Source organism: Brucella sp. NBRC 12953 (assembly GCF_040369775.1).
GTDB lineage: Bacteria > Pseudomonadota > Alphaproteobacteria > Rhizobiales > Rhizobiaceae > Brucella > Brucella pseudogrignonensis.
The window spans coordinates 226,755-240,053 of the sequence record NZ_BAABSV010000005.1 but is presented as its reverse complement, the minus strand read 5'-3'; the positions used below and the strand labels follow the sequence as shown (position 1 = coordinate 240,053).

Sequence of the window (13,299 nt, the reverse complement as noted above, 5' to 3'; positions counted from 1 at the left end):
CTTATTCCAGAGATCGCCAGTTTCTAGCCGTCGATGGTGATAATCTGCCCTTCTTTGAGAGCAGCGACAAGGTCTTCACCTGCTATTTCGCTGGCACAGATTTCACCGGGGCGATCAGTTGAATTCGCGCCTGTGAAGGAAATAACGACGTGCCCGATTTCGCGCACCTTCTGCCAGGCGCTTTCGCCAACGGCAGTAATCTCTGCTTTGAGAGAACCAATGGTTATCTTTGCTCCAATAGCGGGAGCTGATGCTTCAGGACCTTCTTCCACGACGTGAAGAACAGATACTTCTGCCAGTTCAGGTGGCGAGCCGTCAGCAAACAGGATGAGAACGCCGCCTTCGGCGAGATCCGCTACTTCCGGGCCGATCGCGGTGATCCGCGTTTTCAGATGTATCGACATAGAGGCGGTCCTTTCTTGGTATAGTCGTTCGATGCCCACGAAAGTCAATCAGGAACATCGATATTGTACATGTTTGGGAAAATGCCTGCCGCCGCTTCTGCCGCGGCAGGCTCAGAGTTTTAAAGCACTGCGAGGCTGACGAGCCATGCGATCAGAACCGAAAGTGGGCCCATGATCTGACGGCTGATCAGAACTGCCGGAACACCAATTTCAATGGTCTTCGGCTTCGCTTCTCCAAGTGCCAGACCGACCGGCACGAAGTCGCAACCGACCTGTGTGTTGTAGGCAAACAGTGCTGGCAGGGCCATCGCCGGGGCGATTGTGCCGTTTGCGATCTGTGGCCCGATGATAGCCACGCCAACAACCTGCGCAATAACCGCACCTGGTCCAAGGATTGGAGAAAGGAACGGTAGGCCGCAAATTGCAGAAAGCACCAGCAAACCAACAATGTTATTGGCAAGCGGTCCGAGCGGCTGAGCAAGGATGTCACCGATACCTGTGTAGAGGATCAGGCCGATCAGCATCGTTACGAAAGCCATGAATGGCAAAACGTTACGGATAACCTGATCAATTGTGCGGCGACCAGCCTGGAAGAAGATACCAACCACACGACCCATCACGCGACCAATGCTGCTGATGAGGCCGACAATACCGCCTTCGCTTGGCAGTTCTACCGGCGCAGGCGCCTCTTCTTCTGCGGCTGCTGCAGCAGGAGCTGCGGCGGCCGAACCATCAGCTGGAACAATATTCTCTGGCTTCACACCCGAAACATAAATATCCTCGGTGATGAATTGTGCGAGAGGCCCGGATTGTCCAACCGGCGTAATGTTCACCGTTGGAATGCGCTTGCGTGGATAGACGCCGCAACGGGCTGTACCTCCGCAATCGACAACCACGACGGCCATTTCGCTTTCGATTGGTGGTGAGCGGAAACCGTCAACGGCTTCCGCGCCGGTCAGCTCAGCAATCTGGCGTGCAAGTGGATGGATGCCACCGCCAGTGACCGAAACCACCTTATTACGCTGCTCGGTTGGCTGAATGACTAGTGGTCCGCCCCAGCCATTTGAGCCGCGGGAAATCTTAACTGCCTTATAGGTCTTTACCATGTCGTCCTCCCCAATTCCCGCTTAAAGCTCAATGCCCTGACGCCGCGCCATGATGGCGGTGATGCGTTCTGTGAGCATGCCTTTAAGGAGGATCACGACGAGACCAACGATTGCGTACCAGATGGCGACGTTGATGTGATAACCTGTTGGAACAGCACCTTTCTTCTCAAGTTCGAGAAGTGCAACGAGCACGCCGCCCCAGACAAAATACTCGCCCGGATTGATATGCGGGAAGAGACCCAGCGGCGGATGAACGTAGGACACAGCCGCGTCATAGAAAGCAGGCTTGTATTTTTCGTCCAGGAATGAACCGAATGTATAAGCCATTGGGTTGGTCAGGAAGAAGACCGCGAGCACTGGCAGAACCGTGTAGCGGGTAAGCGCGATACGTCCGGCGCTGCGTGCGAGGCCATGGACGCGCTTTTCACCGACCAGCTCAGTTACGGCGTAAAACGCTGTCATCAGCACGACGAGTGTCGGGATGATACCAGTTACAAATCCGGCGAAAACTTCGCCACCTTTCTGAAAGACGCCAATGAAGTGCTTGCCGATAGAGGCAAGCCAGCCAAGCTGTTCTTCCTGCTGGACGTTCTGAAGTCGTTCTTTGAACTGATCGACGGTAATTCCGCCGCTGCCAGCATCGCCCGGCGCGGTGGTGGTCGCTTGTGCAAGCTGTAGTAAGTCATTTCCTGTGTGCTCTGCGGCGTGTTTGCCGTGCAGGGCGGCATCGGAAATCATGCTGCCAGCCATATGTATTGTTTGCATCGTTGTGTCGGCATGTTGTGCCAACATCGTCACTATCGACATTGTTCCTCCTCGATTGCTTGTTTCAGGCAAGCAACTCCTATGCTCCCACTGCCTTCAGACCTTCGAGTTCGATCCCATCGGATTGATCTCTTATGCGACCGATCTGCTCCATCGCCTGTTTGGCAGCAGCCACCACTTCAGGCGTTCCTTCTCCAATTGCGGGATTGTCCTGCAATTCGCTGAGGCGCATTCCCTCGAAGCCTTCGCGGCGGCTGAATTGTGCAAAAACCGTCCGTCCGCTCATTTGCAGGAAGCGTCGCACCACCAAGTTGCGGTCTACGACGATCAACACGATGACGCCTTTGCCGAAGCGTCCCCGAATATGCCCCGCACCAACAAAACCGTCAGAATATTTCGAAGTGATGCCCTTCATCACATCGGAATAGTGGCGCATCTGGAACCATACGCCCAGCGACTGAAAGCCCCACAGCAAAGCAAGCGCCAGCAAAGCCCATTGCCAGATAGCCATTTTTGATCTCCTCCCACGAAGGACGAACAGGATATTTTCCGAGTTCGTCTTTCATCAATTAGAGAACATTTGTCTTCTTGAATGTCAATATGTATAATTTTTCCGATATTCGAAGACGAATGAAGACTGACATTTCTATCGGTTTCGAATAATGTCATTTGCAAACGGGAGGTCGCTCGCAACATGGACTTGGTACTCAGAGAACAAATGGCATCAATGCCTGATTTGCGCCATCGACTGCGCCAGCTGCGCTGGTTCAGGGCGACATTTCGCAAACATGCTGCTCTGTTGCATGAGCTCTATGGCGTTGAATACGACATTGATGAAAAGAAGCTCACCGAGGCGTTCCTGAACTGGGTAGAGCTGGTCAATCAGAATAAGCGTTTTGCCAAAGTGGACCGCAAAGATTTCATTACTTTTGCTGCAGGTCTTGTGTTGCGCGAGCTCATCCGTTTGTCGCCAGCGAAGGTCGTTTCACCGCCGAAACATGCCACAGGCGATTCTGCCCGCCTTTACGAGATCATCAGCTTCTGGCCGGAAGGTTTTCTCTACACCAACTACTGCATCTGTGCGATTGCCGCTGTGCAGGAGCAGGAGTTTGGCACGGTGCCGGATATCGACCAATGTGCCGATGAGCTTCGGACATGGTGGTCTTACAAAGAAAATGTCTCGGAAATGCCAGGCTATGCGATCGCGTTTCTCGATAAGTTTCTTGGCAGCGAGCCGAACTGGGTTATGCCGGATTTGGCTTCGGCGCGTGCCGCTGTGAAACGCGCCCTTGGCGAAAGTAATCCGGTCACGAAGATACAGAGAAAATAACCACCACCCTTCTTAATGGTGTCTTTAATCGTCTTTGCTGCGCGGCTTGATTTCCCGCGCCAACGGATCGGCTTATTGCGTCGTTTTGACGGATAAAAACGGCATCCAATTGTCTAGAAGTGGCCGGAAATTTGAAGCCTTTGATTGAGATGTTTCTCCGAAAGTGTAATTACGCACCTCAAAATTCTTACATTTTTCGATAGGCAATCGACAAATGTAAGAATTTTGATTAACGTTGAAGTTGAGCTTAGGAGGAAGGCTCTCCTGGACCAGAGTGAATGGGCCAGAAAAGCCGCGAATCCGGGCTTTTGAAAGACCAAAAACAAAATGTGTTGACAAGCGACAGCATAGGCTGACAAATGTCAGTGTGAGGTGGCATAAATCATTCAGGCCGAAAGTCTGATGGATTGCTGGCTCATTTAAGGGGTGAGAGCCCCTGAATACCGGGAGGAGACGACGTGTCATCGTATGGCGTGGATAGGCAGACTCTATTTCTGCTTTTGATCAATTGCGCAGTTCTGGCTGCTGGCGCGGCTTTTGCCGGCGCCAATTTCATGGATAGCTATAATCTGCAGTCCATGGCCGCTCAGGTGCCTGAGCTTGGTCTGCTTGCGCTGGGTGTTATGCTCGCCATGATCTCGGGAAACGGTGGCATTGATCTTTCGGGTATTGCGCTTGCCAATCTCGCAGGAATTGTTGCCTTCCTGTTGACCCGAAACCTTATTCCGGTTGCCGATGCACCGCTTCTGTTTTCTTGGACTTTTGCCGGTTTGGCACTGGCAGTCGGCCTCGTTGGCGGCTTCATCAACGGCATCATGATCGCCTATGCACGGCTTACGCCGCTGATTGCGACCCTTGGCACACAGCTGGTTTTCACGGGCGTAGCAGTCTTCCTGACCAATGGTTCTGCGATCAGCCTTGGCTATATCGAGCCGCTGGATAATTTCGGCAACATGCCGGTGCTAAGCATTCCGATGTGCTTTGCACTGTTTCTCGCAATTGCCGCTCTTCTGGCTTTTCTTCTGAAATACACGCCATTCGGCGTGAAGCTGATGCTGATGGGCAGCAATTCAAAAGCCGCGCGTTATGGCGGCATCAACGAAAAGCGTATGCTGCTTATTACATACACGATCTGCGGCGTACTGGCCTCAATCGCGGGTATCATCATTGCAGCGCGCAATTCATCCGTGAAGTGGGATTACGGCGGCTCTTATGTGCTGATCGCTATTCTTATCGCGGTGCTCGGCGGCGTTAAACCGGAAGGCGGCTACGGTAAGGTTCTTTGCGTGCTGCTGGCCGCAACAGCACTGCAGATACTCTCGAGCCTGTTCAACTTCATGAACATTTCCAATTTCTTCCGCGACCTTGCCTGGGGTGTGTTGCTTCTGGTGCTGCTGGCTTCGGCACGCGTGCATCTGGGCTACTGGTTGCGACTAAGAAGATAACCAATTCCCTGATGTCCAGCGGGAGGAACTTTGCTGGTCATCAGGAATGAAACTCAACAATAAGCATCATTATAATTGGAGGAGAAGCATGCGTATAATTTCCAAACTGGCTGCTTGCACAATGCTCGCAGGTGTTGCGATGGCCGGTATTGCCGTTGCACAGGATAAGCCAACCATCGTGACTGTCGTGAAGGTAACCGGTGAAAACTGGTTCACACGCATGAATGAAGGCGTCGATGCCTTTGGCAAAGACAATGCCGATGTCAGCGCAAGCCAGGTCGGTCCGGCAAAGGCAGATGCTGCACAGCAGGCTCGTATTCTTGAAGATCTCGTTGCAAAGAACGTGTCTGCAATTGCCGTAGTACCGATGGACCCATCGGCACTTGAAGGCGTGCTGCGTCGTGCTGCCCAGCGTGGCATCAAGGTCATCGCACACGAAGGTGACAGCCTGACCAATGTTGATGTCGACATCGAAGCTTTCGACAACAAGGCATTCGGAACGCGTATCAATGAAGCGCTCGCAAACTGCATGGGTAAGTCTGGCAAATGGACTTCATTCGTAGGTTCGCTCGGAAGCCTTACGCATAATCAGTGGGTTGATGCAGGTGCTGCCAACGCAAAACAGTATCCAGATATGGAACTGGTTGCCGAGAAGAATGAATCCTTCAACGATGCCAACAAAGCCTATGAAAAGGCTAAGGAAATCCTACGCAAATACCCCGATATCAAGGGCTTCCAGGGCTCATCGGCTATCGATGTGATTGGTATCGGCCGCGCTGTTGAAGAAGCTGGTTTGCAGGACAAGACCTGCGTTTATGGCCTTGGTCTGCCAAAGGATACCGGCCCATATCTCGAAAGCGGTGCCGTCGATCAGATCTTCTTCTGGGATCCGAAAGACGCGGGCTATGTCATGAACAAGGTCGCCGATCTGGTTCTCAAGGGTGAGGAAATCAAGGACGGTATGGACCTTGGTGTTCCTGGCTATGAGAAGATGACGGTGATTAAGGGACCGGGCAAGGGCGTCATCATGCAGGGTCAGGCATGGGTAGACGTGGACAAGTCCAACTACAAGAACTTCCCGTTCTAAGAAGCGCGCCGCCTGTCCGATAATATTCCGGGGCTGTAGCACCACAGCGGCCCCGGAACTGCGGTATCGCACCCAACCAGTTCGCGCCTTGAGAAAATGCACGGCGCAGAAGTGTCTGAGAGTTTCAGGAAATTTCCATGCACGCTACAGATTCAACACCTGCATCAACACCGCCATTTCTTGAGATCAGAAGCGTCAAGAAATCCTTTGGCGGCGTCAAAGCGCTCAAGGAAGTAAGCCTTGTTATCGAAGCGGGCCAAATCTATCACCTGATGGGTGAAAATGGCTGTGGCAAAAGCACATTGATCAAAATCCTTTCCGGCGCGCAGCCTGCCGATGAGGGGCAGATTTATATCGACGGCGAACCAACAGGCGCCCGCGCAGGCGACATTGGTGCCATCGGGTCTTTACGCGCAGGTATTGAGACGGTTTATCAAGACCTGTCGCTATTGCCGAACCTTTCGGTTGCCGAGAATGTCGCCTTCACCGAGCAGCTCGTCGAAGCGTCCGGGAAACTTGCGCGCAGGCTCGATGTTTCGGCACTGAATGAAACAGCGCGCCGTGCTCTGGCGGAAGTGCATCTTCCAACCGATAACGCCTTCCTGAAACGCAGAACAGATACATTGCCGCTTGCTACGCGACAGCTTATTGCAATCGCACGCGCGGTTGCTTCCGAGGCACGTCTGGTTATCATGGATGAACCGACGACCTCACTGACGCGACAGGAGGTTGTCAATCTTCTGCGCGTTGTCGAAAAGCTGCTTAGCAAAGGAGTTGCTGTCCTTTTCGTCACGCATAAGCTTGATGAGTGCAAGTCACTCGGCGGTCGTGCAATCATCATGCGTGATGGCCTGAAAGTCGCTGAACTTGATGTAGCAACACATACGAAGGCTGAGTTCAGCCATTGGATGACAGGTCGCGAAATCAGTGAAACCCGATATCGCACCGACCCTAAACTAGGCAATGTGATGCTGGACGTCGAACACCTAGGTGACGGACAGAATTTTGAATCTGTTTCGCTTTCGCTGAAGAAAGGCGAAATCCTTGGCGTGACTGGTCTGCTTGACTCAGGTCGCAATGAACTGGCGCTGGCGCTTGCTGGTGTTGTGCCGGCAAGCTCTGGCAAAATCCGGTTGAACGGCGAAGAAATCGCGCCACAATCGGCAGCTGACGCGATCCGCTTTGGCATTGGCTATGTTCCCGAAGATCGGCTTACGGAAGGTCTGTTTCTGGAAAAGCCTATTCAGGACAATATAACGCTTCCGGTTCTTGATCGTTTGCGCAATGCGCTGGGCATGATCAGTGGAAGACGTGCCAGAAAGGTTGCGGAAGATAGTGTCGCCGATCTTCAGATTGTTGCACCTGATGTCACGATCCCGGTTCAATCTCTATCCGGTGGCAATCAGCAACGTGTTCTGATTGGGCGCTGGTTGACCATCAATCCGCAGCTTCTGATCCTGCATGGTCCGACGGTTGGCGTCGATGTCGGTTCCAAGGATACAATCTTCCGCATCATCCAGCGTCTGGCTGACGATGGAATGGGTGTCATCATTATCAGCGACGATCTGCCTGAACTCTTGCAGAACTGCGACCGCATTCTCGTCATGCGGCAGGGACGTATCGTTGCCACACACAATGCCGATGGACTGACCGAAGACGCGATCTATGCATCCATGGCCAGCACTGCAAAGGAGATCGCGCAATGACCGACATCGTATCGGTAGAAAAGGCCAGCGCGAAAGAGCGCGGCATACTGCTCCGGCTTTGGGACTTGATGGGTGCCAGACCGGAACTGTTTACGCTTCTGCTGACAGTCATTACTTGTTTTGTGGTTATCGCGGCCAACCCTGATTTTCTGCAGATGAGCAATCTGGTTGATATCCTGCGCGCATCCGTCGTGCGCGGCTTGTTTGCGATGGGGGTGCTTGTCGTTCTCGCATCAGGTGGTATCGACGTCTCGTTTACAGCTATTGCTGCTTTCGTCATGTATGCGCTGACAATGTTGGTGACGAACCTGTTTCCAGAAATGCCGATGGCTCTCATTCTGGTGTTAGCTGCTCTCGGCGGTGCCTGCTTTGGTGCGCTCAATGGTTTTCTCGTGCAAAAGCTGCAAGCGCCTTCGCTGATCGTGACGATCGGCACGCAATATGTGATCCGAAGCTTCCTTCTGACCTTCGTCGGCACTGCACTTTTCATGAATATTCCGGCAGCGATGGACGCATTCGGTAAAGCGTCGCTGTTCACGCATCGTGCATCGAACGGCGTCGTATCCGTTCTGCCTGCCACTGTGCTGGTTTTGGTGGTCGCAGCTTTTGTGACGTGGTTTATCCTTGAACGCACATTGATGGGACGTGCTATTTTCGCGGTTGGTGGTAATCCATCCATCGCCGAGCGACTTGGGATCAACCTTTTCCGTGTCCGTATTTTTGTCTTTGCCTATGCAGGTTTACTGGCGGGTATTGCGGGTGTGGTTCACGTCTCCAGCAATCGTCTTGCCAATCCTTTCGACCTTGCGGGGATGGAGCTTGAAATTATTGCAGCGGTGGTCCTTGGCGGAGCGCGTATCACCGGCGGTTCAGGATCGGTTATAGGGACATTGCTGGGCGTTTTATTGATAACGCTTGTCAGTAACGTCCTGATCTTTGTGGGCATTCCAAGCACGCTGCAGCTGGCAATCGTTGGGGCTTTCATCCTGCTTGCTGGCACGATCTTCGCGTTGCGCGACAGGACTTAAAGCAAGCCTGATGAGCAAAACCATCAACTGTTGAAATTGAATAGTGTTGGGCAGTCTGTGTTGTTTACACAGACCGCTCCCAATTGAAATCTGGGAGGATCTCATGTCTCACGATGTGTCCGTTATAGGGCTTTATATTCTCGACGTACTCGGGCGTCCGGTTGATGCAATTCCACCGGGCGGTAATGTCGAGTTTATTGATGAAATCCGGCTGACAGTTGCGGGAACCGCTGGCGGAACAGTCGTCGATCTGGCGAAGCTTGGTCTAAACTGCCTTGCGGTTGGGGCGGTGGGGGACGATGAGAAGGCTGATTTCGTACTGGCGACTTTGCAGCGCTTTGGCGTAGACGTTGCGCAGATGCAGCGTCTGAAAGGCGTTCCTACGTCTTCGACTATTCTCAATATCCGTCGCAACGGTGATCGCCCGGCACTTCATGCACGTGGCGCGTCAGATCATTTTGAAATTGCTGACAGCGCGCTCGATGCAGTTCTGGCACCACCAATCATTCATTTGGGCGGAACCGGTCTGTTGGCAAAACTTGATGGTGAACCAAGCCGTAAATTGCTGGCCGAGGCCAAGGCGCGCGGGCGCATTACAACCTTTGATCTTTTGGGAGCCAATGATGGTACTCTCGATCTGATCTCTCCACTTTTCCCACATATTGATTATTTCATGCCCTCTATTGAGGAAGCAAAGCAGATTTCGGGCGCAGCTGATGTCGAAGGAGCGGGACACTTCTTTACCGAACGCGGCGTGAAGCATTGTGTCTTCACGCTTGGTGGTGATGGCGTATGCTTCTTGGATGCAACTGGCGCGGCTCTGCGTCAGCCAGCATTCCAGATTGAAGTGGTTGATACGACAGGTTGCGGAGATGCATTCGATGCAGGTTTCATCACGGCACTGCACCGCAAAATGGATGTGAAAACCGCACTGAATTTTGCGCAGGCATCCGCAGCATTGGTTGCCACAGGACTTGGTTCAGATGCCGGTATCCGTTCGTTTGAGGATACACTGAATTTCATGAATACTGCGCCAATCAAGCAGTAATTAAAACTGCGGCGGGTTATTAAAACGACCCGCCGCTTTTTGCTTTATTGCGCGAGCAGCAGTTCTGCTGCTTCAAAATCGGTAACGAGGTGGGTTGCGTAGCCGCCGGTTAAAACTGCGCGGATCGCTTCGACCTTGCGCGAACCACCCGCCACACAAAGCCTGCGCGGAACCCGATGCAATTCATCCAGCTCGATGCCGATGACGCGCTTGTCGAGTTCACGAATGACCTGCTTGCCGTCATTGTCGAGGAAGCGACAGATCAATACCGCGACCGCACCATCTTTGGCATAGGCGTCGATTTCTTCGTCGCTGGTGACATCGGCAATGCGCATCGTGCTTTCTGATGATAGTCCGCCAACGCCAAAGACAATCATGTCTGACTGAGCAATTAGTTCAAATTGCCGTTTAAGCGCAGGTTCGCCCATCAATGCGTCGCGCAAGCCAGCACTGCTCAAAATCGCTGGAGCCAGCATGTTTACGCTGGTTGCACCGACATTACGGGCCATTATCGAGGTGCAAAGCTCTGCAGCAAATTCACGTTTGCCCATCGATGAGCCCGTGACCTGAACGACGGTCAATCCTTCGATGGGGCGAGGCAGCGAGATCGCATCTGCGATTGCCAGAACGGTTCGCCCCCAGGACACGCAGATCGTATCGCCCGGTTTGACCATACGTTCAATGAGGCGTGCGCCGCCGGTTCCCAGCGCCTGAAGTCGTGCTTCTGGGGAGGCTGCCTTTTCGCTGGGAATGACTAGGACCTCGTCCAAACCATACCGGGTTGCGAGTTTTTGGGCGATCTCGGTTCGGGTGAGTATCTCCGAATTCATCAGAATCCGCACCACCCCCCGCTGCCGTGCTTCCTGCAGATAATTGACGATGGTCGCGCGCGAAACTCCCATCTTCTTCGCGATATCGTTCTGGGTGAGCTGGTCTTCATAATAAAGCCAGGCAGCCCATACGATCGCGTCATCAAATTCAGCCGGGATGGCATGCGTAGACGGTGTCAGATCGTCCGATGTCATACTGATTTCCTGATGTTAACCGTTGATCTGGTTCGCACAGAAACGAGTTTTAATCAACAAGCCAATGAAGGAAGTTGACTAATGTCAGTATATAGTGTCAATTGTTATCCGGTGAGGAGATGTCTCCATAAATTATTGTTTTGCCATGGAAAAACACACTTTCCGTGAGCGCTTTTCTATGTCTGCGACTTGAGGGTCACAGATTGCCAACTGAGGAGTAGGCAGATGAAGTCGAATTGGTCGGATGCGGATTTCAACGCAATTGTTGATGCATATGAGAAAGCGGGTATCAATCGCGATGTGGCCATCCGCACATATACCACGCGCTTGCTGGGTTCGGAACCAAAGCTCGTTCTTCATGGCGGCGGTAATACCTCAGTTAAGACGGTGTTGAATGACCATGATGGCACCCCGGTTGAAGTGCTTTGTGTGAAGGGAAGTGGTTGGGATATGGGCAAGATCGAGCCCGCAGGATTGCCCGCGCTCAATCTTGAACGCCTGAGAGCTATGGTCAATTACGATACGCTTAGCGATGACGATATGGTGATGCTGCAGCGCCGCCTGCTGCTCGATCCGTCATCACCAAATCCGTCCGTCGAAGCGATCCTCCATGCAATTCTTCCGTTCAAGCATGTCGATCACACCCATGCCAATGCAATTGTCGCGCTGACCAATCAACCAAACGGGGAATCGATCATTCGCGAACTCTTTCCCGAGATGATTATCGTGCCTTATGTCATGCCAGGGTTTGATCTTTCCAAAGCCTGTCAGAAAGCCTTTTCTGAGCGCCCGGATGCTCCGGGCATGATCCTGCTTAAACATGGCATTTTCACATGGTCGGAAGATCCCCGCATCGCCTATGAAAATATGATCGAAGCAATTGATCGGGCCGAGAAACGGATTGCTGAAGGCAATCCGCAACCGTTCGGTCATGCAAGCAAAAGCGAGCATAGGCATGAGCTCGCTTCTGTCTCCGATATTGCGCCGATATTGCGCGGAGCAATTGCGCTTTCGAGCAAGGAAGAAGGTCGTCCGCGCCGTTTCATCGTGGAGCATCGTTCGAATGACGATATCCTTGATTTCTGCGGAGCGCCCAATGTTGCGGATCTTGTTCGCCGCGGCAACGCAACGCCGGAGCACGTCATCCATATCAAGCGTTATGGTGTATCGCTTCCTGCTCCTTACGCACATGATCTTGAGAGCTGGGCACAGATTGTCAAAGACAGCGTTGCATCTTATGTCGCTGGATATAAAGAGTATTTTGAGCGCAACAATGCGCGCGTTGGTGGTGGTAAAACCATGCTCGACCCGATGCCGCGGGTTTTCTATATCGACGGTATTGGTTTGTTTGCTGCGGGGCCAACGCAAAACGCGGCGCGCATCGGTGCGGATGTGGCTGAAGCTACTATCGAAGTCATTCGCGGTGCTGAGGGAATTGATCAATTCGAGGCCCTGAGCGAAGAAGACCTCTTCGACATTGAATATTGGTCGCTAGAGCAGGTCAAACTCGCCAAACAGACCGAGAAGCCGCTGACCCGTCAGGTAGCAGTTGTAACTGGTGGGGCAGGCGGTCTTGGTCTTGCCATTGCAGAACGTCTGCGGGAGCAAGGTGCCGAAATCGCGCTGATTGATATTGATGCAGAACGTGTGGCAGCCGAAGCCAAGCGACTAGGTGGCAAAGCTATCGCTTGCGATCTGACAGACCCCCAGTCCGCGGAGAAGGCCATTGCTGACATCGTTGCAGCTTTTGGTGGCGTTGATATTCTCGTTTCCAACGCCGGGGCGGCTTTTCAGGGAGCGCTGACGTCAGTTGATGATGCTTTGTTCAAATCGGCATTCGATCTCAACTTCTGGAGCCATCATTACATCGCTCGCGCTGTCGTCAATGTTATGAAGCGACAGGAAACCGGCGGTTCCATCGTGTTCAACGTGAGCAAGCAGGCGGTCAATCCGGGTCCCGACTTCGGCCCGTATGGCACTTCAAAAGCAGCACTGATGGCCCTGATGCGCCAGTATTCGCTGGAACATGCCGCGGATGGAATTACAGTGAATGCCGTCAATCCAGATCGTATCCGCACAGGCCTGATGACTGACGAAATGGTCGAAGAGCGTGCGCAGGCTCGTGGTGTGACGCCGGAAGTCTATATGCGTGGTAATCTGCTCAAACGAGAAGTTTCGGCGAATGATGTGGCGGACGCATTTCTGCATCTCATTTCAGCGCGTACTTCAACCGGTGCGGTGGTCACGGTCGATGGTGGTAATGTCGCTGCTATGATGCGCTGATACTGAGTCTTATGCCCGAGGACAGCTCTTATAATTGCTGTCCTCGGTCCCGTTTTGCTTATCGATTATAGG

Annotated in this window: 12 protein-coding genes; 7 read left to right on the top strand and 5 right to left on the bottom strand. The window is 52.9% G+C overall.

All coding sequences use genetic code 11. The annotated features are described in order from the left end of the window. Nucleotides 1-23 precede the first annotated feature (23 nt). The 4 genes from ABWV94_RS14145 to ABWV94_RS14130 form a co-directional block, all read right to left on the bottom strand. Nucleotides 24-404 (bottom strand): PTS glucitol/sorbitol transporter subunit IIA, encoded by a 381-nt coding sequence (locus ABWV94_RS14145; protein ID WP_007878564.1) that lies wholly within the window; start codon nt 402-404, stop codon nt 24-26. A gap of 119 nt (nt 405-523) precedes the next feature. Then, nucleotides 524-1,510 carry a PTS glucitol/sorbitol transporter subunit IIB gene (srlE, locus tag ABWV94_RS14140; RefSeq protein ID WP_079213027.1) on the bottom strand — a complete coding sequence of 329 codons (987 nt, stop codon included), beginning with the start codon at nt 1,508-1,510 and terminating at the stop codon, nt 524-526. A 21-nt stretch (nt 1,511-1,531) separates the two neighbouring features. Then, complete coding sequence (gene srlA / locus ABWV94_RS14135; RefSeq protein ID WP_113499114.1) at nt 1,532-2,317, bottom strand: PTS glucitol/sorbitol transporter subunit IIC; 786 nt, start codon at nt 2,315-2,317, stop codon at nt 1,532-1,534. Nucleotides 2,318-2,354: 37 nt separating this feature from the next. Further along, on the bottom strand, nt 2,355-2,786 hold the full coding sequence (locus tag ABWV94_RS14130; protein WP_064321575.1) for a transcriptional regulator GutM: 432 nt from the start codon (nt 2,784-2,786) through the stop codon (nt 2,355-2,357). Between the two features lie 183 nt (nt 2,787-2,969). Here ABWV94_RS14130 and ABWV94_RS14125 point away from each other — a divergent pair, with 183 nt between their 5' ends. The 6 genes from ABWV94_RS14125 to ABWV94_RS14100 all read left to right on the top strand — a co-directional run bounded on the left by ABWV94_RS14125 (nt 2,970) and on the right by ABWV94_RS14100 (nt 9,919). Continuing rightward, the gene (locus ABWV94_RS14125) at nt 2,970-3,605 is read left to right on the top strand and encodes a hypothetical protein (protein WP_113499116.1); all 636 of its coding nucleotides are present in this window, start codon (nt 2,970-2,972) and stop codon (nt 3,603-3,605) included. 458 nt (nt 3,606-4,063) lie between these two features. Continuing rightward, nucleotides 4,064-5,050: an ABC transporter permease gene (locus tag ABWV94_RS14120; RefSeq protein ID WP_007878575.1), complete on the top strand. Its 987-nt coding sequence runs from the start codon at nt 4,064-4,066 to the stop codon at nt 5,048-5,050. Nucleotides 5,051-5,138: 88 nt separating this feature from the next. Next, the gene (locus tag ABWV94_RS14115) at nt 5,139-6,137 is read left to right on the top strand and encodes an autoinducer 2 ABC transporter substrate-binding protein (protein WP_007878576.1); all 999 of its coding nucleotides are present in this window, start codon (nt 5,139-5,141) and stop codon (nt 6,135-6,137) included. A 137-nt stretch (nt 6,138-6,274) separates the two neighbouring features. Then, the gene (locus ABWV94_RS14110) at nt 6,275-7,843 is read left to right on the top strand and encodes a sugar ABC transporter ATP-binding protein (protein ID WP_113499118.1); all 1,569 of its coding nucleotides are present in this window, start codon (nt 6,275-6,277) and stop codon (nt 7,841-7,843) included. Beyond that, nucleotides 7,840-8,871 carry an ABC transporter permease gene (locus ABWV94_RS14105; protein ID WP_007878579.1) on the top strand — a complete coding sequence of 344 codons (1,032 nt, stop codon included), beginning with the start codon at nt 7,840-7,842 and terminating at the stop codon, nt 8,869-8,871. Before ABWV94_RS14110 ends, ABWV94_RS14105 begins: the two co-directional genes overlap by 4 nt. Nucleotides 8,872-8,974: 103 nt before the next feature. Next, nucleotides 8,975-9,919 carry a carbohydrate kinase family protein gene (locus tag ABWV94_RS14100; RefSeq protein WP_113499120.1) on the top strand — a complete coding sequence of 315 codons (945 nt, stop codon included), beginning with the start codon at nt 8,975-8,977 and terminating at the stop codon, nt 9,917-9,919. Between the two features lie 44 nt (nt 9,920-9,963). On the opposite strand, the gene ABWV94_RS14095 is transcribed toward ABWV94_RS14100, so the two are convergent. Continuing rightward, nucleotides 9,964-10,944, bottom strand: a complete 981-nt coding sequence (locus ABWV94_RS14095; protein WP_007878586.1) for a sugar-binding transcriptional regulator — start codon at nt 10,942-10,944, stop codon at nt 9,964-9,966. 225 nt (nt 10,945-11,169) lie between these two features. On the opposite strand from ABWV94_RS14095, the gene ABWV94_RS14090 reads away from it, so the two are divergent. Further along, entirely contained in the window at nt 11,170-13,227 is a 2,058-nt protein-coding gene (locus ABWV94_RS14090; RefSeq protein WP_353413959.1) for a bifunctional aldolase/short-chain dehydrogenase, read from the top strand. The last annotated feature ends 72 nt before the right edge of the window (nt 13,228-13,299 follow it).